General features: G+C 66.0%; 12 protein-coding genes. All 12 read left to right on the forward strand.

Annotation, left to right across the window (positions count from 1 at the left end; all coding sequences use genetic code 11):
- Positions 1-72 precede the first annotated feature (72 nt).
- Complete coding sequence (locus tag F9278_RS47440; RefSeq protein ID WP_152170699.1) at positions 73-336, forward strand: integrase; 264 nt, start codon at positions 73-75, stop codon at positions 334-336.
- Between the two features lie 329 nt (positions 337-665).
- On the forward strand, positions 666-1,733 hold the full coding sequence (locus F9278_RS27520; protein ID WP_152170700.1) for a serine/threonine-protein kinase: 1,068 nt from the start codon (positions 666-668) through the stop codon (positions 1,731-1,733).
- Between the two features lie 62 nt (positions 1,734-1,795).
- Positions 1,796-4,735: a DEAD/DEAH box helicase gene (locus F9278_RS27525; protein WP_152170701.1), complete on the forward strand. Its 2,940-nt coding sequence runs from the start codon at positions 1,796-1,798 to the stop codon at positions 4,733-4,735.
- On the forward strand, positions 4,732-9,648 hold the full coding sequence (locus tag F9278_RS27530; protein WP_226966976.1) for an Eco57I restriction-modification methylase domain-containing protein: 4,917 nt from the start codon (positions 4,732-4,734) through the stop codon (positions 9,646-9,648). The genes F9278_RS27525 and F9278_RS27530 overlap by 4 nt, the downstream gene beginning before the upstream one ends.
- A 9-nt stretch (positions 9,649-9,657) precedes the next feature.
- Positions 9,658-16,266: a DEAD/DEAH box helicase gene (locus F9278_RS27535; RefSeq protein WP_152170702.1), complete on the forward strand. Its 6,609-nt coding sequence runs from the start codon at positions 9,658-9,660 to the stop codon at positions 16,264-16,266.
- Positions 16,266-18,425 (forward strand): UvrD-helicase domain-containing protein, encoded by a 2,160-nt coding sequence (locus tag F9278_RS27540; protein ID WP_152170703.1) that lies wholly within the window; start codon positions 16,266-16,268, stop codon positions 18,423-18,425. Before F9278_RS27535 ends, F9278_RS27540 begins: the two co-directional genes overlap by 1 nt.
- A 423-nt stretch (positions 18,426-18,848) precedes the next feature.
- On the forward strand, positions 18,849-19,223 hold the full coding sequence (locus F9278_RS27545; protein WP_152170704.1) for a DUF6507 family protein: 375 nt from the start codon (positions 18,849-18,851) through the stop codon (positions 19,221-19,223).
- Positions 19,223-21,694: a hypothetical protein gene (locus F9278_RS27550; protein ID WP_152170705.1), complete on the forward strand. Its 2,472-nt coding sequence runs from the start codon at positions 19,223-19,225 to the stop codon at positions 21,692-21,694. Before F9278_RS27545 ends, F9278_RS27550 begins: the two co-directional genes overlap by 1 nt.
- 12 nt (positions 21,695-21,706) lie before the next feature.
- The gene (locus tag F9278_RS27555) at positions 21,707-22,567 is read left to right on the forward strand and encodes an immunity 49 family protein (RefSeq protein ID WP_226966977.1); all 861 of its coding nucleotides are present in this window, start codon (positions 21,707-21,709) and stop codon (positions 22,565-22,567) included.
- A complete protein-coding gene (locus tag F9278_RS27560; protein ID WP_152170706.1) occupies positions 22,564-23,988 on the forward strand; it encodes a DUF6177 family protein in 1,425 nt (474 codons plus the stop codon). Before F9278_RS27555 ends, F9278_RS27560 begins: the two co-directional genes overlap by 4 nt.
- A 3-nt stretch (positions 23,989-23,991) precedes the next feature.
- Positions 23,992-24,225 carry an asparaginase domain-containing protein gene (locus F9278_RS27565; RefSeq protein WP_226967333.1) on the forward strand — a complete coding sequence of 78 codons (234 nt, stop codon included), beginning with the start codon at positions 23,992-23,994 and terminating at the stop codon, positions 24,223-24,225.
- 203 nt (positions 24,226-24,428) lie between these two features.
- A complete protein-coding gene (locus tag F9278_RS48810; protein WP_152170708.1) occupies positions 24,429-24,995 on the forward strand; it encodes an ATP-binding protein in 567 nt (188 codons plus the stop codon).
- Positions 24,996-25,081: the final 86 nt, after the last annotated feature.

Here is a 25,081-nt window from a genome sequence, read left to right on the forward strand (position 1 = left end):
AGGAAAATGCTGCTGCAACATCCGTGGTACACATTCTGCTGTCGGAGGACCCCTGCAGGATCGGAGTACGTCGTGGCGACATCTGAGAGTGCCCGTGGGGTGCAGGGCTTGACTCGGGCAGAGCTGCTGGCGCTGCCCGTAGCGGTCGACCTCGACACTGCTAACCGGGCCCTGTCCATAGGGCGCAGTACCGGATATGCCTTGGCCAAACGCGGTCAGTACCCGTGCCGAGTCCTCCGTCTGGGCAACGCCTACCGTGTGGTCACCGCGGAACTGCATCAGCTCCTCGGCGTAAACCCGGCTGAGGTGACCGAACGCAGTGAGCTCTGCGCGTAGTTGCCGAGCCGTGAGGGCGGTCGAGGCCATGATCAGTCGGCCCTGCTGACCTAGACGCCGGCGCCCTGGTTGAGTGGGCACGCCCAGGGACCAGTAGCGTGGCGGGGTCTCTGAGGGGGAACCGCCAGGTCGATGTGGATCTTCTTGAGTGTGCCGCTCAGAGGTTCGACGCGATACCACGCGGGATCTCTGCCGAGGACCCTCGGCAGAGATCCCGATGGGGCACGAACACCAGCCCGCACCGCTGATAACCTCACCTTTGTTGACGTGGGTACTTCGCGTCCCGTGCGTCTCGTCTCAGCACGCTCGGACGCGGAACGGGGGCGAGGGTGTTCGAGCCGCTGAAGGACAGTGACCCCCATGAGATCGCTGGCTTCCGCTTGGCGGGGCGGCTCGGTCAGGGGGCCATGGGCGTCGTCTACCTCGGCTACCGCAGTCCCCGGCCGGTGGCAATCAAGGTCGTGAAGCCGGCGTTGGCCGACGATCCGTACTTCCGTCAACGCTTCGCTCAGGAGCTGGAAGCGATCCGGCGTGTCGGGGGATTTCACACCGCCGCGCTTGTGGCCGCTGACCCAGGTGCCGAGCGGCCGTGGATCGCGACCGAGTACATCCATGCGCCGTCACTCGATGCGCTGCTGAATCAGCACGGGCCGGTGAGTGAGCTCGGCGCATGGTGGCTGGCCGCGAGCCTGTCCGAGGCCCTCATCCACATTCACTCAGTCCGGCTGCTGCACCGTGATCTCAAACCGAGCAATGTGCTGGTCACCACGCAGGGCACGCGGGTGATCGATTTCGGGGTCAGCCATGTCGGCGGCGCGACTGGCCTCACTTCCGGCGACTCGCCGCTCGGCACGCTTGCGTACATGGCTCCGGAGCAGGCCATGGACTCTCGGAAGGCGAGCGAGGCTGCGGACGTGTTCAGTCTGGCCGCGACTCTGGTGCATGCGGCGACGGGGCACCCTCCCTTTTATGCCCACCTGCCGGCTCAGCGGACACTGCAGAATGTCCAACCGGACCTTTCGGGCTTACCCGAGAGTCTGCGGGATCTCGTTGTCAGTGGCCTGGCCTACTCTCCTGAAGACCGGCCCACGGCCCACACCGTGCTGGAGGCGGCCATGGACCGGCTCCTGGAGCAGGCAGTACCGGTGAATGGGGGCATGTATCCGCCGCTGCCCGGCGCGTTCCTCACAGATGTGCTGCAGGTGGCTAATGGGGCGCCTCCCGCGCCGCCGCCACCGGTGGTGGAGCAGGTTCCCGAGGCGGTTGTGGAGGAGCCGGAAGCTCCGGTACCGCCTCCAGAGCCGGCTGTTGCAGGGGCGTCCAGCGGTGGCGGCGAGCCGTGGGCTGACCGCTGGCGCGGGAAGATCCGAGACCGCCGGTCCGACTTCGGTGGGTGACGCCGTCGACCCGCACGTGAGCACGATGAGGCAGTTCAGTAGTGAGTGAAGGAGAGAGCCTGGTGACCAGTGACTCAGGCACCGCCAAGTTCGCCGCGGGCATGCAGGTCCGCGCGCGGGACGAGGACTGGCTGGTCGTCGAGGCGTCCGAGACGGCGCAGGACGGTACGCGACTGGATGTCCGCGGGATTTCTCCGCTCGTGCGCGACCAGCGGGCCGTCTTCTTCGCTCACCCGTCGCTGGACAAGGTCACGCCTCTGCGCCCCGAGGACACCGACCTCGTTGTCGACACCTCTCCGGAGTGCCGGCGCTCTCGTCTGTTCATCGACGCCCTGATCCGCAAAACCCCTCTGCCGCTGTCTGAACAGAGGCTCGCCACCGTCGGCACTCATCTCGTCGATGACCTCGCCTATCAGAGGGAGCCGGCCCGGGCAGCACTGCGCGGCCTGCAGCCGAGGTTGCTCATCGCCGACGCGGTCGGCCTGGGTAAGACGCTGGAAGTCGGCTTGCTGCTTTCGGAGCTCATCCGGCGGGGCCGGGGCGAACGCATCCTCGTGGTGACGCCCAAGGCCATCCTGGAACAGTTCCAGCACGAGCTGTGGACACGGTTCGCCATCCCTCTCGTACGTCTCGACTCAAGCGGAATCGAGCGCATCCGACGGAACATCCCGGCCGGCCGGAACCCCTTCTCGTACTACAAGCGCGCGATCATCTCTATCGACACCCTGCGCTCCGACCGCTGGCGCAGCCACCTCATGCAGGTCAACTGGGATGCCGTCGTCATCGACGAGTCCCACAAACTGATCAACAAGGGCACGAAGAACAACCGGCTCGCAGGACTTCTCGCCCCTCGGACCGACGCTCTGATTCTGGCCAGTGCCACACCGCACAACGGTGAACGGGAGTCGTTCGGCGAGCTGCTGAGCCTGCTGGACCCGACAGCCATCCCCGACACCAGCGACTACGACGAGACTCAGCTCGATCACTTGTACGTCCGGCGGCACAAGATGTCCCCCGACGTGTCCGCGGAGATCGGCCACAAGTGGGCCACCCGCAAGAAGCCCGTGGCCTTCGACTGCCCCGCGAGCGCTGCCGAGCAAAGGATCTTCGAGGAGCTGTACGACGTCTGGATCAGCCCTGGGGAGGGACGGTCGGCTCCGGTGAGCGGCAAGGGAGCCCGTCTGTTCCCGTACACGCTTCTGAAGGCGTTCCTCTCCTCGCACGAGGCGTTGGCCGAGACAGTGGCCAACCGGATCAAGGCCATCGACAAGGACGCCGAGGAACACCCGGAGAGCAAGGAACGACGTGCCCCTGAGCGGGCGGCACTCGTACGGCTCGGCGAACTAGCTGCCGAGGCTACCGTCCAGGAGGCTGCCAAGTTCCGCCGCCTGGTCGACGAGCTGAAAGCCATCGGGGTCGGCCCGGGGGCCGACAAACGCGTCGTCATCTTCTCCGAGCGCCGGAAAACCTTGAAGATGCTCCACGAGGCCCTGCCCGGTGCGCTCGGTTTTGAGGTAAACACGGACAACCGGTACGGCGCGATCCGGCAGCTTCACGGCGGTCTGCCTGATGACGAACAGCAGCGCATCGTCAAGGAGTTCAGCCTGGCCGACAGCGAGCTGCGGGTCCTGCTCACGGGTGACATCGCCTCCGAGGGTGTCAACCTGCACCGCCAGTGCCACCAGATGATTCACTACGACCTGCCCTGGTCGCTGATCACGATCGAGCAGCGTAACGGTCGTATTGACCGCTACGGTCAGCAGACGCCCCCGGAGATCCGTGCCCTGCTGCTGGTCCGCCAGGACGAAGACCCGGATGTCCCTTCTGCTGACCGGCTGGTTTCCCGCCGTCTGCTGGAGCGCGAGGACGAGGTCCACCGCACTCTGGGCGAGGCCGCCTCCATCCTCGGCCTGCGTGATGAAGACGCGGAGGAGACCGCGATCAAGACCGGGCTCGCGGACGGGAAGGCGTTCGACGCGATCGTCCCAGCGCAGCCCGTCGACCCCTTCAACCTCTTCATGGCCCACCACACGGTCGACGGATCGGGGGAGCACTACCGCGTCCCCCAACTGTTCGCCTCGACGCGTGCCTTCGTGGAGGAGGCACTGGACGAGGTATACGACAACAATCCCCAGGCGAAGATCGGCAAGCAGTGGGGCGAGGACCATCCCGAGATGCTCTCGTTCGCCCCCGATCGTGAGTTGCAGCGGAGGCTCCTCGCCCTCCCACAGACCTACCTGGACGAACGCGGGGTGCTCGATGAGTTGCGGGTCACGTTCGACCCGGCGTTCGCCCAGCAGCGTCTGGACCGTGCCCGGGAACGGAGTGGTGAACGCCCCAAGGGCGCCATCAACAAGCAGACGCGGCATGAGACATCTGGGTGGCCTGATGTCAGCTACGTGACCGACCAGCATCCGCTGGTGGAGTGGCTCACGGACAAGGTCCTAGTCCGGCTCACCCGGAACACCGCACCGGTCATCACCGCCGATGTCGACGGGCCCAAATTCCTGACGCAGGGCATGTACTCCAATGCCAAGGGCCACCCGACGGTCCTTGCCTGGTCGTGCGTGAGCGGGCTGGAGCACGGAGCCCCCATATTCGATGACGACCTGGTCAAGGTGCTGAACCGTGCCGGAGTGGAGCCGGGCATGCTCAACCGCCCCTTTACCGGGGACCTCGATGCTCTGCGTGCTTTGGTGCCGGACGCGGTCGAGGCCACCCGCCGGCACCTGGACAAGCTGCGCGCCATCCAGGAAGAACCCCTCATCGAGAGGCTGGTGGAGTACGAAAAGCGCCTGCAGGCCTGGCGCAAGGCGAGCGAAACGGCCTTTGAACAGCTCACCCTGGGCGTCCGGCGCGAGGACGCAGAACAGCGTGTGGAGAACACCGCCATAGAGGTGGAGCAACTGCTCATGGACCTGGCCACGCAGGGCGAGGCCATGGTCCGGGTGATCGGGGTCCTCGTCCCGTCCACCGGCATCGGCGAGAAGAAGGGCGCGTGACTGTCGTGGCATTCGAAGCGATCGTCAACCGCAATGAGTACATCTCCGCCCACTACCTTGCCGAGGTCTTCTCCAAGGACCTCGTCGACCTGCGCAAGCGCTGGACGGCGGTTGACCGGTCAGGACAGCCCACCTCACGCGCGGGCATGAGGAATCTGGGCCGCGACTACTTCAAGGCCAAGGTTCGCATCACCGAGAAGGGCGACTTCGACGGTTCCGACCTGCGCAGGCTCAACGACGCCCTGCTCGCTGCGCTCGCTTACACCCGCCCCGACGGTGAGCAGTCACAGCGCGACGACGACACCCATACCAGGATCCAGCGCGGCGTCTTCGAGGTCATGCACGCCGACAAGGTCCGCGAAGTGCCGGTTGCCCTCGCCGTGAAAGGGCCCAGTGGCGTTGAACTCGTTGCCCTGGACGTCACCTGGAACACCAATGCCGACCTTGTCGTCTCCGATGTAGAGGACGACGGATCCGAACTCCTCACCCCTATCGCGCTGGACGGCAAACACCGGATCACCAGCGCGGCGGACGCCGTCACCTTCCTCTTCGGCTGTGACGACGCCTACACGCCGCGGTTCGTACTGCTCCTCGCCGGCGGTGCCGTGCTGCTCGCCGACCGCACCGCATGGCACGAGGGCCGGTTCCTCGGCGTCAGCATCGACGCCGCGCTCGACCGCAACCTGGCCGGCGATGGTGGCGAACTCGAAGCCGTGTCCGCCCTGTTCGGCGCCGAGTCCCTACTGACACAGGGCGGTGCTGCCGGGTATCTCGACGACCTGGTCGACAAGGGCCGCAAGCACGCGGTCGGCGTGTCCAAGGAACTGCGCGAGGGGCTGCGCGAGTCCGTCGAGCTGATCGCCAAGGAGATCCTAAATCGGATCCACGCCCACCCCGCCGATCCAGCCGAACTCGGCGACAGCACCGAACTGGCCACCCGCCTCACTCGCGAGTCGCTACGCTACCTCTATCGGATCCTGTTCCTCCTGTACGCCGAAGCCCGTCCGGAACTTGGCATTTTGCCCACCAAGGACGAGGCATATCAGGAGGGCTACGGCCTCGCCCGGCTTGGTGAGTTGGTCTCCTACGACCTCCCCGAGGAATCCCAGGACGGGTTCCACTTCTACGAGTCACTGGACCTGCTCTTCCGCCTCGTCGACCAAGGTCACCGCACTCTGGAGGACCGTGAGAGGGGCGACCGCGAAAAGCTCGATGCGGACGGCATCCGCTTCGAGTCGCTGCGCAGCGACCTGTTCAAGGCCGACGCCACCCCGCTGATCGGCACGGTGCGCATCGACGGGGAAAAGATCGACACCCGGCTGCGCAACAAGGTGCTCTGGCAGGTGCTGAACCTGCTCATGCTCAGCCGCGGCAAGAACGGCAAGGGCTTCATCTCCTACGCCCAGCTCGGCATCAACCAGCTGGGCGCGGTATATGAGGGGCTCATGTCGTACACCGGTTTCTTCGCGGCCGAGGACCTATACGAGGTAGCCAAACCCGACGCGGACGCACTGGCCGGAACCTGGGTCGTCCCCCAGAGCGAAGCCGACAACTACGACGACGAGGTCTTTGTTAAACGCCGCAACCACATCACGGGCGCGTGGCGGCGCGTCGAGCACAAGAAGGGCTCGTTCGTCTATCGCCTCTCGGGTCGCGAGCGCCAGCGCTCCGCCTCGTACTACACCCCCGAGGTGCTCACCCGCAGCACGGTCAAGCACGCCCTGGCCGAACTCCTCGACCAGGACGGTGAGACCACCGCAGCCAGGGACATCCTCGACCTGACCGTGTGCGAGCCGGCCCTCGGTTCGGGCGCCTTCCTCAACGAAGCCATCAACCAGCTCGCAGCCGAGTACCTCAAGCGCCGCATGGCCGAGCTGTCCGCCGAGCGCGGCCAGGAGGTGCAGCTGCCGCCGGACCAGTACGAGGCAGAGTTGCAGAAGGTCAAGGCCTATCTCGCCCTCCACAACTCCTACGGCGTGGACCTCAACCAGACCGCCGTCGAGCTGGCTGAGGTGTCGCTGTGGCTCAACGCCATGCACGAGGGCCTGAAGGCCCCGTGGTTCGGCCTGCACCTGCGACGTGGCAATTCCCTCATCGGCGCCCGGCGAGCGGTGTACGAGAAAGAGGCGCTGAAGCGCAAGGCATGGCTAACCAAGGTGCCAACCGACCGGCCTCTTTGGATGGACGCCGAAGACGGTGCCTTCTGTGCCGACAAGGAAATCCACCACTTTCTGCTACCGGCAAAGGGCTGGGGCGCGGGCGCGGATGCCAAGCAGGCCAAGGAACTTGTACGGGAGGAGCGTGATCGACTCGCGGAGTGGCGCAAGAAGGCCGCGGCCACTCCGTCTGCGGCCCAGACAAAGCGGCTGCTGGCGCTCGCGACTCGCGTCGAGAGACTGTGGGAGCTGACCAAGCGGCGCCTCGTTGTATCGGAGGCTGAGGTCCGTCGGGATATCGACGTCTGGGAAGTCGATGAGAAGCGGCCTCTGCCAAGGTCCTCGGGCGCCGTCTCGCGTGAGCAGGTCGAGCATGCACTTCAGCAGCCGGACGCCCCGCGCGCACGCCTGAAGCTGGTGATGGACGCGTGGTGCGCGCTCTGGTTCTGGCCCCTGGGGCAGCCGAACACCCCGGAACCGCCTACATTCGACGAGTGGCTGGACTTCTGCGAGGCCGTACTCGGCGTGCCTCCGGCCCGGGTGAAGGCCGAGGACTTGAAGCGTGGTGCCAATAGGGCAGGCCTCGATGACCGTCTTGGGCTATTCGGCGACACCGGGGCCTTCGAGCAGCTCGCTATCGATGACGAACTGGACCGCACTATGAGCCGGTGCGCAGCCATGCCGGTGGTGACGCTGCGCTTCCCGTGGCTCAGCGAAGTGGACGCGATCGCTCGACGGGAAGGGTTCTTCCACTGGGAGCTGGAGTTCGCTCATGTCTTCGAGCGGGGCGGGTTTGACCTGCAGGTGGGGAATCCTCCGTGGGTCAACTTCGAATGGGATGATGACCTTGCATTGGCAGAGTTTGATGCATGGTTTGGGCTGACGGCATCGGCAACGGAGGAGGAGCGGCGCAGTAGGCGAGCTGCTGTCTTGTCGGATCTGAATCGACGGCAGGGGTACCTAGTCGACCTCGGATCTTGGACCGGCATCAACGCAAGCCTCGGCGCGGAGATCCTTCATCCGATCCTGTCAGGAATGCGAACGAACCTCTATATGAGTTTCATCGAGCGAACCTGGATGGGCTTGAAGTCGTGCGGTATCTCTGCTCTCATTCATGAAGAGAATCACTTCTCTGCCCCATCGGGAGGGCGGTTCCGGAGTGCGACATACTCGCGCCTCCGCCGACACTTCCAGTTCGGCAACAACATTCTCCTGTTTGAAGATGTTGACAACAATAAGAACTTCGGGATTAGTGTTTACGGGGCGCCGAAGGAGATTGAATTCTCTCAAATCGCTCGCGTTGTCCATCCTTCCGTTGTGGATGGTTCCTTTGAGCATGACGGTCGTGGGGATTTGCCGGGGATCCAGTTCCCGGAAGGTGGATGGGATCTGCGTCCGCACCTTGGGCGCATCACAACCGTGAATGAGGCTGTGCTGACGAGTTGGGCTGCCCTGGTGGACTCTCCGGGGACACCATCGGCAGAGGCTCGTTCTCTGAGGCCCATCACTGCTGCCGATAATGCCGCCCTTGTTACCCTCTCGGGATTCCCTGAGAGGCTGAGTGGGGCTCACTTCTGGTGGTCGTCGGCACTCAATGAGACGACTGCCAGAGAACAGGGAGTGATCGAAAGGCGTACCAGCATTCCTGAGCATTGGGATGAGGCGATCCTTCAAGGGCCGCACTTTTCGGTGGCGACGCCGTTCGCGAAACAGCCCAACCCTGGATGCCGTTCCAACAAGGACTATTCGAATTGGGATATCGAGGTCCTTCCTGAAGTTGTTGTACCGAGGGTCAACTATCGCCGGTCGTGCTCGGAACAGGAATTTTTGGATGCGCAGCGGAAATGGGGTGATAGGCGCGCTGTGGAATTCTTTCGGGTTGCTTGGCGGCGTATGATCACCTCCAACACTGAACGATCGCTTCAGGCGGCCTTGCTTCCGCCGGGGCCGACGCACGTCGACGCGGTGCACACTTTGGCGCTCGAAACGAATCAGGAAACGGCTACGGTTGCAGGACTGTGGGCCTCTCTGCCATTGGATTACCTGGTCAAGGTGTCCGGCGCTTCCAAGGTCAACATCGAGCTTGCCCGTAGTTTCCCTGCGCCCTTTGAGCATCCCCTCACCACCCCGCTCCTCCTTAGGACACTCTCTCTAAACTGCTTGACCCGGGATTACGCACCTTTGTGGGAGGAGCTGTTCAAGCCCGCCTGGCTCTCGGACCGCTGGACAGACCCCGAGTCACCCCGCCCCAACCTCCAGGACGTCGAGCCGACCTGGTCCATGACGACGCCGCTGCGCGCGGAGTACGACCGCCGGATGGCACTCGTCGAGATCGACGCGATCGTCGCCGTGATGCTTGGCCTGTCTGCCGAGCAGCTCTGTGCCATGTACCGCTCTCAGTTCGCGGTGCTGCGCAAGTACGAGTGGGAGATGTTCTTCGCCGCGGACGGACACAAGATTGGTGCGGCGACCCACAACGTGGGTATCCGGCAGACCCCCGAGGAGACTGCCTTCGTCAAGGCGTGGGCGAAGGCCGCCCGAGCCGGTGATCCGACCCCCGAGATGCCCGAGGGCTGGGTGAAGCCCGACCGCGAGGCTGAGATGACCCGGGCCCATGCGGACTTCACGGCCCGGCTGCTCGCTGGCGAGTACGGGGACTACGCCGCGTATGCCGCCGAGCAGGGGGATCACGGAAACCTCCTCGGCGGGGCCGATACCGAGCAGGCTCCTTCCCGCGTTCCGGTAGAAAGCAGGTAAGTCGTCGTCATGCTGCCCTCTTTGGTTGCCGAGGACCTGCGTCGAGCCCTGGCCACCTACCTGACGACGAGCTTCGCGCTCGCCGACGATGACGTGCGCGAGGAACTTGACGCATTCCTGGAGCGCCCGGAGAGCCGACTGTTCCGTGGGCCGTACCTACGTGTCCGGACGCCCTTCCGCGAAGCCAAGAAGGGATGGGAGGCGGCACTCGACTGGCACCCAGACGAGCTCACGCCGTACACCCACCAGGCCGTAGCCTGGCAACGGCTGTCGTCGAAGGGAGGGCGGCAGCCGGAGCCCACCATCGTCACGACGGGTACCGGGTCGGGTAAGACCGAGTCGTTCCTGGTGCCGATCCTGGATCACTGCGCGAGGGCTCGGGCCGCAGGGCAGCGGGGTGTGAAGGCCCTGCTGCTGTACCCGATGAACGCCCTGGCCGACGACCAGGCGCGTCGCATTGATGACTTCCTCGCTACCGAGGAAGCGCTGAGGGATGTCACGGCCGGCATCTACATCGGCGGTGCATCCGGGCCCCGACTAGCCTCGGACGAGGATGAGAACGAGCCCGGCTCGTACGGCCGTGACACCGGATCGACGTCCCTCGCCGGCGACCCGACGGTCAAGAAGCTGATCACCGACCGGGAGGCGATCCGAGCCGACCCACCGGACATCCTGCTCACGAACTACAAGATGCTCGATCTGCTGCTGCAGCGGATTCCGGATGCTCCGCTGTGGCAGTCCGATTCTTTGGCGTACGTGGTCCTCGATGAGTTCCACACTTACGACGGCGCCCAGGGCACTGACGTGGCCATGCTGCTGCGCCGCCTCGGGGCGGCGACGGGGGCGGCACGTGAGGGGTGTCCGCTCGGTGACATCACGCCGGTGGCGACGTCGGCGACACTGGGTGGGAGCGTGCCCGAGGGGCCGGTCGTGGAGGGGCCCGAGCGGTCGGACCGTGAACTGCTGCTGGAGTTCGCGGAGAAGGTCTTCGGCACACCGTTCCCGGATGTCGCGCTCGTCGGTGAGGACCGGCTGCTGCCCAAGGAAGTGGTGGATGAACCGGACTTCCTGCTTCCCAGCCCGGCTCCCGCTGCCTTGGCCGCGTTGCCTGATCCGCTGGACGATGAGTCAGCCCTTGTGGAGTTGGCGCGGCTCATGCTCGGCCAGCCGATCACCGATCCGTTGCAGGTCGGGGCCAAGCTGAAGCAGCACATCCTGGTCAAGGCGATCCTTGACGTCGCTGGCAGTACACCGGTGACCGTCCCGGAGATCGCTAGGGAGTTCGCGCAGCGCGGTGGCGGTCCGGCTTGGGACGAAGCGGCCCGAAGCGACCCGGGTGTGCTGGAACTCGCCTTTGCGCGGATCCTCGCGCTGATTTCGCATGCTCGCAGTCCGCATCCCGTCACGGGAAAGCCCGTTCCGTTCCTGCGTGTTGAGGCGCAGCTGTGGGTGCGAGAGGTCCGGCGCGTCATTCGGGCGGCGACCGCCGAGCCGCACTTCCGCTGGTACGACGATGACGGTCCGACGGGTGACTCACGCCCGAACCCGGCCAACCTCGCCATCTACCAGCCGACGGAGGTCGACAGCGTCGGCGAGATCGGCGATCGGGAGGACGCGTCGCGTCGCCCCGTGGGGCCGCCGTACCGGCGTCACCTTCCGGCGGTCTACTGCCGTCACTGCGGGCGGTCGGGCTGGGCCGCGCTGTCCACTGAACTGGAGTGGCAGCAGCTGAAGACGAATACGCTGGAGATCTACAAGGCTGCCGCGCAGAAGAGGCGGCCCGTGCGTTGGATGCTGCGGGCCAGGCCGGACGAGTACCCGGTGCTGCACCTGCACGCGGAGAACGAACGGTTGTCGACCAACCCGGCGCAGGACACCGTCGCGGTCGTCACCCCGCAGGGGCCGCTGCCCGCCGACAACGATGACGAGTGCCCCTCATGCGGGCTGGGCGATGGCATGCGCTTCCTCGGCGCCGGCACGGCGACCCTCGCATCGGTGGCCACCACGCAGATGTTCTCGGAGCGGGGACTGGCGAAGAGCGAGCGGAAGCTGTTGGTGTTCACCGACGCGGTGCAGGACGCGACCCATCGGGCTGCGTTTATCGCCAACCGCAGCTTCGGCTTCACGCTTCGAGGTCTCCTCGCCAAGCACCTCCCTCCTGGACAGCCGATCGCGGTGCACCATCTCGCGGCCGATGCCGCCGAGGCCGTTGTTATGGCCGCCGGTGGCGGAAAGCGCGAGGAACTCGCCTCGATCGTTCCCCCAGACCTGCGAGAGAACCCCGACATCCAGACCTTGTTGGATGAGTCGAACGGCTTCAGCGACGCCGGCGCGGAAATGCTCCACAGCCGCCTGGTGTTCCAGACCCTGCTGGAGTTCGGCCTGCGCTCGCGCCTGGGTCGCACGTTGGAGCTGACCCGTACGGCGGCTGTCGAGGTCGATCTCAAGGAACTGCCTCAGCTGTGTGCGGAGTTGAGGGATCGGCATCAGCGTCTCCCCGGGCAGATCTCCTTGCCGACCGATGACATGGCGTACGAGGTCTTCCTGCGGGGCCTGGTCGAACGGCTGCGGTTGCGCGGAGCGTTGTTCCACCCGTGGCTGCTGGAGTACATCCGCCAGGCCGGCGCGCGGCGCTGGCCGATCTGGGGTGGCCGTCCCACTGGCATGCCGGCCTTCCCGCGCGGCCTCGCCGCGCCCGCGTTCCCGGTGTCCGGTGGCATCCGTACAACCGGCTTCGACTCTCTCACCCGGGACAACACCTGGTTCGCGGACTGGGGTCACCGCACACTGGGCTGCGATCGGCGCGAGGCGCGCGCGGTGACCGAGCTGGCCATGAAGCTGCTTGCTCAGCACGATCTATTGGCCACCTACCACGCCGAGGGCGGTGCGCTTGTTTACGGCCTCAAGCCTCGCAACGTCCTCGTCTACCGCATCGACGACGCTGCCTCACCTGACGAGAACGGTGTCAATGGGTGTGGCGTGCGCTGCAACACATGCACGTGGCGGCAGACTGTTCCGCCGGGACGGCGTGAGCAGTGGCTGGGCACCGCGTGCCTGCGGTTCCGATGCTCGGGCCACTTCGTCGAGGACGACCGCGACTACACGGCCGACTACTACCGGCGTCTGTACACCGTCGACCGGCCGGGCGATGTGCTGACCGCCGAACATACGGGTGCGCTGAGCCGGGAGCGGCGTGAGCAGGTCGAGGCCGCGTTCAAGAATCGGGCCTCGGCGTTCGACCCGAACGTACTCACCTGCACACCCACTCTCGAACTCGGCATCGACATCGGCGACTTGTCGGCCGTGTTGCTGGCCTCCATGCCGCCTGGACCCGCCAACTACGCCCAGCGGATCGGCCGAGCGGGACGCAGCACTGGCAACTCCCTGGCAGTGACCTTCGTCCCGCGAGGCAACCGCAACCACTACTACCTGCACACCCCCGAGCACATGCTGGCCGGCCGGATCATCCCGCCGGACTGCTACCTGGAGGCCTCCGAGATCCTGCGCCGCCAGTACCTGGCCTTCCTCTTCGACCGCGCCGCCGACCGCACCCTGTGGGAAGGCACGGCGATCCCCGAGCGCCCCATGCCACCGCGTATTGGTGAGCTCTTCGGGCCGGGGCTGGCCGAAGACGGGTGGTTCCGCCGTTTCCTCGACGTCGCGACCGCCCGCCATGTCCAGCTGTCTGCCGCGTTCATCAAACTCTTCCCCGCGATGAGCGAGGAGGCCCGTCAGGGCGTACAGGCTTTCGCGGAACAGGAGCTGGAGGAGACCGTCGGGGCCGCCGCGAGCGCTTGGAACAAGCGAGTGGCGGCGCTACGCGCGAGGATGCGGCAGATCGGCCGAGCCTTCGACGCCCTGGCGTCCGTCTCCGGAGACCCAGAACGTGACAAGGAGCGGCGTCAGCTCTTCGCCGAGCAACGCACCGTACGCAAACGCCGGGACGACCTCGTCTCGGAGAACTCGATCAATGCTCTGGTGCGGTTGGGCCTCCTGCCCAACTACACCCTCCACGATGACGCGACCGTGCTGGATGCCACCTTGTGGTGGCGGAACAGCGACGGCGAGTTCGACGAGAGCGCTACCGACTACGGGCGTGGCTCACGCCTCGCGCTGACCGAACTGGCGCCCGGCAACATCTTCCACACCGACGGCTATAAGTTCATCGTCAACGGCGTGGACCTTGGCACCGGCGTCGGCGGCGGCGAGGACCCGTACGCCCTGTGGAGGTTCTGCCCCGAGTGCGGATTCGTGGCCACGGAGGAGACTGGCCTCGACATCACTGCCTGCCCACGCTGCAAAGCCCCGCAGATCGCCGACCCGGGAGCCGTCCACAAGGTGCTGGTGCCCGAGCGGGTGGTGGCACGTGAGCGGCGCGAGGACGCACGCCTTACCGACGAGAGGGATGAGCGGGAGCGCAGGCAGTTCGATGCGATCGCTCTGGTCGACATCGACAAGGACCAGCCCCAGGGGCTGAGGGCCTGGCGCCGCATCAGCAAGAAGAAGGAGGAGAAGGTTCCGCCTTTCGGGGTCGAGTTTGCCCGAGTGGCCACGATTCGCACCATCAACCTGGGGCCGTCGGCCGCCCCGGGCTCGACTCATGTGATCCGCGGCGACGAGATGCAGGTCCCTGGCTTCGAGACCTGCCTGGAGTGCGGCTCGGTCCGTGGCGTGCACCCGCAGGCATGGGACCCTTCGGCTCAGCGTGTCGGCACCCGCCATGCGTACTGGTGCACGCATCGCGACGACGGCGTGAACCATGAGCCGGCGGAGAAGCTGCTCCTGGCTCATGAGCTGACCACGCAGGCCCTGCGCATCCTGCTGCCCGTCTCCACGATGGACCTCGCCGAGCGCTTGGTCTCATTCAAAGCGGCCCTGCTCCTGGGCATCACCAAGCACTTCGGCGGAGCCCCCGACCACATCCGCGTGGTCACCGACAGCATGCCTGGCGACAGCCCGGAGCTACGCAGGCGCTTCCTCGTCCTGCATGACTCCATGCCCGGCGGTACCGGCTACCTCGAACACCTCGCGGACGCCCAGGTGCTGCACCGCGTCCTGAGTCTCGCCCAGACGGCGCTTCGGGAGTGTCCATGCCAGAAGGAGGATCAGCGCACCCCCTGCCACCGCTGTCTGTTGCCTCACGTCACCAGCAGCGAGCTTCCGCACGTCTCGCTGCGCATCGCGAAGGAGCTCCTGGACGAGATCCTCAAGGACTGGGACGTCGAGAAGGTCGACACGCTCTCCGGGGTCCGCATTGACCAGCTTGTCGAGAGCGAGCTGGAGGATCGGTTCGTCCGCACGCTGGTCACCTGGGGCCGCCGCGAAGAGGAGGACGGATCGGTCACCGCCAAGGCCGGCCAGCGCGGCATCGAGCATGAACTGCGCTTCACCTGCGGTGAGACCACCACACGCTGGCGTATGCAGGACCACGTGCGGATGAACACCGCCGTGCCCTCTGAGCCCGACTTCCTCCTGGAACGCACCGACGGCCCCACCGAGCGCGTCGCTGTCTTCCTCGACGGTTTCGCTTTCCATGCCAGCGAACGCGTCAATCGCATCGCCGACGACGCGGCCAAGCGGGCCGCCCTTAGAGCCGAAGGCACCCTGGTCTGGCAGCTGACCTGGGACGACGTCACGAGATGGGCGGCGGCCGTCAGTGGCGCGGTTCAGGGGCAGAAGGTTCGCACGTCTGTGTCACCCCTGCACACGGAGGGGGCGCTAGGGCTCGCCCGGCAGATACACCAGAGCCTGGTCGGCGAGGCTCGGCCCGATGACACTCTCGACCCGGCCCTGCGTAATCCGGTGGAGACCCTGCTGGAGTTCCTCGCCGACCCCCAACGGGCCAAATGGGCGCGGCGAGCAGCCGGACTGCTTGGCGGCTTCGGGGCAGTGGCACGCCCGCAGCCGGTGGATCGCGAGGAGATCGGACGAGCCCTCCCCGACATTCTGCGCGGCGCAGCCCTGCCCACCGTGCCCCAGGCCACCGAGGCGGTCGCCTTCGACTCCCGAACCCCCGGTCAGGCGCGGATCACCGGCCTCCTGGACCGCCGACCCGAACCGCGAACCGGGCAGCCAGCCATGCGGGCCTGGTCAGCTCTGGCCGTACTCGACGACCGGCCGGACGCTGTCGTGGACGAGGATCACAGGAACCGTTGGGCGGACTGGTTGCGCTGGTCCAACCTCCTGCAGTTCCTCCAGTCCACCGCCAGCGACGAACTGCCCTGTTCCTTCCACCAGGTCGCGGTATCCACCAGCGATCAGGTGGACCCGCACGCGGTGGCCTTGCTGACCAGCGCGCTGCCCACGGAAGGAGGGGCCCCGCCGCCTCTACCGCCCAGGTGGGCCGAGGCTGTCGAATGGGCTTCGAGCAAGGTCGAGGATGTCCTGCTCGCGCTCGTCGAGGAAGCCCGCGGGGGCCGCATCGACGTGCCCGAGGTCGGCTTCGAGTACGGAGACCAGGCGCTGCTGGCTGAACTGGCCTGGGAAGACGAGAAGGTGGCGATTTTCATCGACGCGGACGAGGAACGAGACGCCGCTTTCGAGCGTGAGGGCTGGTACGTGGCACAGGCTGACGTCGTGAACGTGTCTGAACTCATCAAGAAGTTGGAGGGGAACTGATGTCCGGCGCCAAGGTGATCATGGCGGACGTCTTCGGAAAGTCCTATGACGCGCTGGACGGCTCCGTCCAACCGCTGGTGCTGCAGTTCATCATGAAGATGCAGCGCGACCCGGACTCCAACGGCCTCAATCTCAAGCCCCCGAAGGGCGCCAAAGACAAGAGAGTCCGCACCGCACGCGTCACCGACAACTACCGTGCCGTGCTCATGCACTACGCCGACCGCATCTACTACCTGGTCGCCGTCCTGCCGCACGACGACGCCTACGATTTCGCCGCCAACATCCTCTTCGACATCAATAAGGTCACCGGCGGCATCGAGCTGATCAACCTTGGCAGCCTGTACGGAACCCTGAGCGGGCAGTCGAAGAGCGCGGACGGCACCGCGAACACGAAGAAGCCATCACTGTTCGCTGGCGTCTCCGACGCCGACTTCGAACGCCTCGGCGTCCATTCCTCCATCGTCCCGGCGCTCCGCGAGATCCACAGCGAGGACGCCGTCCTGGGGATCGTCGAGACACTTCCGAAACTGGCCCGCGACGTCATCCTGTGCCTCGCTGACGGCATGTCCGTCGAGCAGGTCTGGGAGCAGGTCAGCTCCGTCGCGGCCACCGAAGACGAGATCGACACCGAGGACTACGAGGCTGCCATCGAGCGCCCAGCCACCAAGGAAGCCTTCGTGGTCACCGGCGACATCGCCGAGTTCGGACGCATCCTGACCGAACCGCTCTCCGCCTGGCGGATCTTCCTCCACCCCGCTCAGCGGGCCCTGGCCGAACGGAAGACCCCGTACAGAGGCCCCGCACGCGTCACCGGAGGCCCTGGCACCGGCAAGACCGTGGTGGCACTCCACCGCGTCAAGGCCCTCGCCGATCGCCTGCCGCCTGGCCAGGCCATATTGCTGACCACCTTCACCACCAACCTCGCCAATCTGCTCAAGTCCCACCTCAAGGACCTCGGCGGGGCTCAGCTGCTGGCCAAGGTCGACGTCCGCAACATCGACAAGGTCGCCTATGGCACGGTGAAGGAGAGCTTCGGGCCCGAGGCACCGAGCAGGCTCAAGGACAGCGAAATCCTCAACCGCTGGATCGAACTCGCTCAGGAACAGCCCGGACACCACTTCGACGGCCGCTTCCTCGACACCGAGTGGAAGCAGGTCGTCCTCGCCCAGGACATCCGCAGCCGCGACGAGTACTTCGTCGCCAAGCGCGCAGGTCGTGGCCGACGGCTCAACCGCCCTGAACGCGCTCAAGTCTGGTCCCTCATCGAGGAGTTTGAGCGCCGTCTCGACCGCGAGAAGGCTGCGAGCGTCATCCAGCTCGCCGCCCAGGCAGCCCGGATCGCCTCCGGCTGGTCCGACGAGGAGCGGCCTTACCGGCACATCGTCGTGGACGAGGCACAAGATCTGCATGCCGCTCACTGGAAGCTGCTGCGCGCCCTCGTCCCCGAAGGCGACGACGACCTGTTCATTGTCGGCGACGCGCACCAGAGGATCTACGACAACCGGACATCCCTCAGCGCCCACGGCATCAACATCCGCGGTCGTTCCAAGCGACTGACCCTCAACTACCGGACCACCCGGCAAATCCTCGTGGCCTCCCTGAACCTGCTTGGGAAGGTCGAGTTCGACGACCTCGACGGGAACCCGGAGCGACTGCGCGGATACGGATACCGCTCCGTCCTATCCGGAGCCAGCCCCGAGACGCAGGGTTACCGCACGGCCGCTGAAGAGATGACTGCGCTAGCGCAGCGGGTCGAAGGGTGGCAGAAGGAAGGCGTTAAGCCACACGAGATTGCAGTGGTGGCCCGGACCCACTCGCTGGCCAACGCGGCTGTCGAGGGTCTGCGTGACGCCAAACTCGACGCTGTGAAGGTCGAGGACTCCCGTGTCCCTGATCCCGACGAAGGCGTGCAGGTCATGACCATGCACCGCATCAAGGGACTCGAATACCGCGCCGTTGCCATCGTTGGAGCCGGCGCCCAGCACATGCCGTTGCCCACCGCCCTCACGCCGGAGGCCGAAGACCGCCTGCAGTACGCCGCCGACCTGCGCCGCGAGCAGTCACTGCTCTTCGTCTCCGCAACGCGCGCCCGTGAGCAGCTGTCGATCACTTGGTCGGGGCGGCCCAGCCAGTTCCTGGAGCCTCCCAAGGCCGAGTAAGGACACCAAGCCGATGCCACATGGGACGGCGGGCTGGCCCTCCGCAGGGGGATTCCCGAAGCGCGGAGGGCCCGAGCCGTTAATGCTCCGGAGCAGGAAGGCAGTGTCGACGGCGGCGGGCGTTACTGGCCGCCAGCAACGGTTCTGATCCACTTCTTGAAGGGAACAGAACGTTTCACTTCTCCCCGTAGACGGCCAACTGGCAGCGTCCTGGATGCATTCGGCATGCCACCAGCCCACTACCGCGATGGCGACTGCATCCAGCCACCTTGCCGAGGTGAGCCGTTGTGCCCGCAAGGCCAACGCGAGATCATGTTCGGTGATCGACAGGGTGTACGTGCCGTCGGGCATCCAGCGGCGGACGGCAGCGGAATCCACCCTCCATGCGCGTCGAGCAGTACATACGGGGGTTAGGGGAGCGTTGTGACGGGGTGGGACATAGACCCGGCCGGGGTGCGCGGTGTTCTGGAGACGTCGGGTGCGCATGCGGAGAACCTGTCGGGGGCTGGTTCGGCGGCGCAGGGGAATCTGGAGGAGGCCGCCTCGGCGGCTGGGATGATCACCAGCCAGTACGGTCCCTACACCAGCACGGTCGGGGTGGTCGGCGCGGCGCTGGGGGAGTTCCTGCAGCAGTGGAGCCATGACCTGCTCTATGTCGCCAAGCGCACGTCCAAGTCGCTGAGCGGGGCCGCCGAGGCCACCGGGCACTACGTCGAGGGCGACCTGACCCTGGCGGCGAACGCCCAGCGTGAGGCGGCGAAGGAGCCGAAGGTCGACCTGCCCGGACAGGGGCAGTGATGGCGGACGAAGCGAATCTGATCGATCCGTCCGGGATACCGCAGTTCCTCGGCGATCTGTCCACGCTGGGCATCGACGTGATGCTGCTGTACGCCAACGCGGGCCAGTTCCGGGCGTCGGGCGCTGATCTACACACCGCCTTCCAAGGTCTGTCCGCCGTCTACCAGGCCCCGGAGGCCCACGACCTGGTTTCGTCCACCCAGCCGGTGAAGACGAAGACGGACGCGTTCGCGGACGATCTGGAGAAGGTCGCCGCTGCGCTGGACGAGTACGGCGTTGAAGTCAGGCCGCTGGTCGAGAAGTTGGCGACCCTCAAGACCGACGCTCAGGTGTTCGTGGACTCGGTTGCTGGGGACGACGACTGGCGCAAGGACAAGGACAAGGTCGAGACCAACAACGGCTTATGGCACGACGTCAACAAGACGGTCGCCGCCTTCCAGGCCGCCGAACGCGCCTGCCACAACAAGATCACCGCTCTGGTCGGCGGTACGAAGCTCTCGGTCGATGACGGTTCGCACGGCGAGAACATGTACGGCTACCGCGCCGAAGACCTCGATCACGCCGGGGAGACCCCGTGGGGTGCGGCGGTTGAGCAGGAGTACGAGGGCTGGGACTGGTTCACGCACACGGCCGGGCAGGTCTGGGACGGCTTCTGGACCGACGGGGTGATGGGCACCGTCCACGGCGTGGGCACCCTGTTCGGCGCGGACGGCTCGGACGCGGCGGGCGAGGCGTGGAAGGGCCTGGCCAAGCTCGGCACCGCCTCGTTCCTGACCAGCGCCACCCTGGGCACCTGGTGGCTCGTCCCGGACGACAAACTCCCCTCCTGGCTGCGTGATTCGCGCACCACGTACAAGCAGACCGTCAAGGGGTTCGTCGCCTGGGACACCTGGCAGACCAACCCAGCCCGTGCGGCCGGCACCGTCAGCTTCAACGTGCTCGGTCTCCTGGGCACCGAGGGCGCGGGCGCGGCAGCGACAAGCGCCGGCCGGACCGGGGCGGCGGCCCGCGCGGTGTCGGTGGTGGGCAAGGTGGGCCGGGCCGTCGACCCGTTCACGTACGTCGGCAAGGCGGGCAAGTTCGCCTACGTCAAGGTCGGCGACGCCTTCACCGCGCTGAAGAACCTGAAACCCGGCGCCTACCTGGACATGGCAGGCAACGGCGGCAGATACACCCTGCCCGACCAGTCGACCCCACTCGCCGAACGTGCCGCCGCCATCCCTGAGCACGCCGCCGAGTACGTCGACCAGGCGGGCAAACGCGTCTACCTCGACACCAAGACGGGCGACGTCCTCAACGCCGACGGCAGCATCCGCCAGTACGCGGACGAGGCCCCGCACGAACTCTCCGCGAACGACCACACGGAGCTGAACAGACCCGCCCATGCGGACCGCCCACGCGACTTGGCCGAAGTCGGTGCCCGAGCTGAGCACGCCCGTGGCGGCAACGAATCCGGGTATTCCGATGCATATGCGGGTGGAGGCGGCAATGTGCCCGGCCCTCGTGGAGATCATGGGCCGGGTTCGGACGGATGGCAGGCGGGTGCCGGTGATGAACCTCATCCGGTGGGCAAGGATTGGTACGACCAGCTCGAGCCTCATCAGATCAAGGATGTGCAGGTCTACCGCGCGAACCATGAGCCAGGATATTTTGAGAAATACTATCGCGAGAATGGGCGCAGGCTTCGCGTGGCCGTTGCAGATGAGAGTGGTTATCCGCCGCCTCATCTGAAGAAGGATCCGAACCATCCCGGTTCATGGATCGCGGCGACCGACAAGCCGCCCCCGTTTCCCGAGAAGTATGTTCCCGGCTCAAAGGTTGCCCGGGCGCCGGATACCGTGCCCACCGACAGGGGGCTCGACACCATCAAGGACGCTGCTCACCAGCGGCACATATCAGTCCAGGCGGATAACGCGTGGCATGAACCGGTGCGCGCGGCAAAGGGGACATATGAAGCCGCGCCGACCCCCGATAACCTTCGCGCTTACGAGGAGGTGAAGGCAGGACATGCCCCGTTCCATGAAAAGATGAGTGTGGACAGTGAGGCGTTCGGTGAGGCTGTTGCCCGGCATCATGTGATCCCCGAACATTATCAGGGTTATCAATGGGAAAAGCTCTCAGGTCCGAAGAATGGGAATGATCAGTTTGATCAGCTGTGGAGTCACACTGACACGAATGGGGTCAAGAAGTTCGTTGTCATTGAGGCCAAGGGGAGCAGCGGCCTGGATCTCGGAAAACGAGAACTCCCCAACGGATTCGATGCCCGCCAGGGTTCGAAAGAGTACTTCCAGGATATCCTGAGGAAAATGCGCGAGCGAGGGCTTGACGGTGACACCAACGAGATGCTCCTCTACCGCGAACTGAGGAAATCCCTCAGGCAGGGCAATGTTGAATATGTCCTGGTCAAGGCAAAGTCGACTGCCTCCGGCGAGTATGCTGGCTACGCGAAGTGGACATTCGATATCAGCTGACGGGAGCACTACGTGACGGCGCGTGTAGCGCGACACGCCAGGCCGAGGGCACTGGACAAGGCTGCCCTGAAGGACCTGGCGGAGGACCTGGAAGGCAGTGTCGACGACCTCGGCCAGTCGCCCTCCGGCTTCGGTCTGGCCATGGATGAGACGCTGACCCTATTTCAGGCCCGTGCTGTGCTCGATCCGGATGCGGCGGAGCTGGAAACGTGGGAAGCAGCCGTTTCCGCAATGCAGGTCGGAACAGCTGCTTTCATGGCGGCACAGGCAACGGATGGTGTCGTTGAGTGCCGGATCATGGATGAAGTTCGCACCATTGCGGCGACAGGGCCGCAGTTCTATGCGAATGCGGGTAACTGGCTGGCGACTCTTTGGTTTGTCATCATCTGCCGGGACCAGGAGCGCATGGATGCCATGTGCCAAGTCCCTGTCGAGTTGCTCAGGGCGTCTGGAGCACACGGCGACGAGTACGTCTATCACTGGGTTGACGCGCTTCAAACGTACTGGCTTGAACATCCCGGACTGGTCGAGAAAATGCAGGCGGCGATCACTGCCTCCTACCCCGAGATTGCCACCATCGCGCCACGAGATCTTCTTCAGAACGTCCTGTATCAACCCATCAATCTCTTCTCTCACTTCCTGCGTAAAGATCACGAAGGTTTCAACGCCGCGCTGGTCGAGGCATTGGAACTCCATAAGACGTACTGGACCGCCACCGCGGAACGGGTCGCCGACCTCAACGGGGTCATTGCTCTCGGCCCGCTTGCCATCGCCTGTCTCGCCTACGACGCCGGATTCCCGATCGAAGTCGAGTCCGAGTACCTCCCCAAGGAGCTCCTGGAGCGCTCTTGGGTCGGCGAGTTCGAAACATGACCAAAGACGTCATCGCTCTCACCCCGAAGTTGCCGGACACCCGCACCCTGCTCGCCGGCCTCTTCGCCGGCGGCCCCGACCTGGGGCTGACCTCCACCGGGGACGGCGGCGTCCTCCAACTGTGCACCCGCGTCGGCCGTCCCCTGGTCTCCGTCGAGGCACCGCTCCTGATCCACATACCCGGCGAAGCGGAACGCCTCCTCGGCGGTGATGTGTCCGCACCCTCGCCGCCCTACTGGTGGACAGAGGCCCGCGCCTCGACCGCCGTACCCGAGGCAGAACCCCTCGCGGGCTCGGTGTGTGGGCGCCTGACCACGCTGCTCGGCGGGACGGTGTGGCCGCGCGCCGCGGGTACGACAGGCGTGGTGGCCATCCCTCAGGAGCAGCCGGCCGGTGACGCACAGGACGTCGTCGCTCCGTCCGCTCCCGACGTTCCCTCGGTCGATGTCCTGACCGAGTCCACCGCCGTCGTCATCTCCGACCGTCCCATCCTTGCCTTCACCATCTGGCTCTCCGACGTCCTGCGCACCGCGAGCGCCACCAACCGCGCCCTGCACCTGGTCACGCCACCCCATGCCCGGCTCACGCTCCCCCTGCGCATGGCGCTGCGAGGTGCCCCCAATCGGTGGGTGGTCCAGGACCCGGTCGGCGGTTACTACGACGGCCTGTCCGGGGTCCCCCTCGCCTGGCAGCAGGGCACGTTCATCCCGACCAGCACCACGGTCGCCGACGCTTTCACCCCGCAGACCGGGCCCACTCCGGAACGCCAGCTGACCGTCACGTTCCGCACGATCCACGCTCCCACCGCCGACCTGGTCCTCGGCCGCGGTCTGGAGACCGCCTGGCGCCACCTGACGGGCGCGGCGCCGGTGGGCTGGAGCACGTCGGAGCCGGTCAACCTGCCCTGGTCACCACGCCAGCTGACGGACCTGGCCCGCGACCGGTCACCAGCGCCGACCCACCTGGTCGCGATCGGCGCTCCGGACCATCCGTCCATCGCGACACTCCGCACAGCGCGTACGAAGGCCGGCGTCGCTCAGGACATCACGCTCACACTCGGCTACACGTCCGCTGTGAATGTCCCCCTGGACGCCGTCGAATCCCTCGCCGCCGCGCTGGTCGATGAGCATGGCCTGGTGACGATGCTCACCACGCTCCGAGCAGCTCGCGCAGACCTGACGCTGACCCCGCGTCTGGAGGCCCCGCCCATCCCGGTGTCCTTCACCCTCGGCACCCGAGACGTCAACGCCATCGGCCTCACCCACGCCCGACGACCACCCGTCGCCCTGCGCCCGCGACAACTCGGCACGCCCGCGCACCCTGCCCTGCACTACATCCTGGGTGACGGAACCGACGCCGACGCATGGACCGCGCTCCAACACCTCACCACCCACCTCAAGGCCGCTCCTGGAGCGGGGTGAATCATCCTCGGCCTCCACCATGGTCACGACCAGCCGGTCGTCTTCACCGGTGCCATGCGCGACTCCACCATGGCGGGCCCTGACGGCCCTGCCAACCTGTACGCGGCCGTCATTGCCGCAGCCGACTCGGAGCTGCGCGGAGCTGGGACACTGGGCGTCCTGAACCACGAGATCCAAGCGGCATGCCATGTCCGTAAGGCACACACCACCAGTCCCGCCGCCAGCGGGGAGGTCTGATGTGAGGTGCGGAGGGGTACGGTCTATTCGGCGTGTGCCTCCCGGTGTATCCGCGCCTCAACGGAAGCAGACCCGTACCACAACCCGCCGCAGTGGCAATGCGTCTTGCCGGGTGTGCCTACAGACAGACTGTCCTCACACAGACCTTGTCGGGTGGAAGGCTTCCTTTTCACTGAGGCCACTACCAAGGTGAGGTTGTCGTCATGGCGCGTCACAGTTCCGAACGTCCGACGTACGGATTCACGGTTGCGCCTGTCGTCGACGCTGTCCCGGCCGCACGCCGCCAAGTTGTCTCGCTGGCCCAGGATCTGGGCCTTCCGATATCGGAGCAGACACTGGAGACCGTCGAGTTGCTGGCCAGCGAGGTGATCGCCAACGCTGTCCTGTACACGGATGCTCCGTGCGACGTCTCTGTGACACGGTCCGGTGAATGTCTTCGTGTCGAAGTCACGGACACAGACGCATCGTTGCCGAGCACTGTTGAGGCCGGACCGGACGACGAGAGCGGTCGGGGCCTCCTGCTCGTGAACGCCTTGGCGGATGCCTGGGGGACACAACCGGAACCGACGGGCAAGACGACGTGGTTCGAGATCGCGTCGGAGCCGTCGACCGAGGGCAGGGGCAGCGACTCCGCGGGTGCGCCGCCCTCCCCTCCCGCTTGTGGGCCCGTTGTGCGGCGTACCGAAGGCCAGGCCCGCATGGCCTCGTCCACCGACTCGCGGTCGTCCTTCGGTCCGCCGGTGATGGGGAAGCAGCACCAAGCCGCTTGAGGCCGTTTGCCGAAGTGGCCGACCCCCGCGGCCCGCTCGGACAACGCCACAGCTGGGCGCGCCTCGCCGCCACCGAGCGGCTTTCG

Origin of the sequence: Streptomyces phaeolivaceus (genome assembly GCF_009184865.1) — a bacterium.
Taxonomy (GTDB): Bacteria; Actinomycetota; Actinomycetes; order Streptomycetales; family Streptomycetaceae; genus Streptomyces; species Streptomyces phaeolivaceus.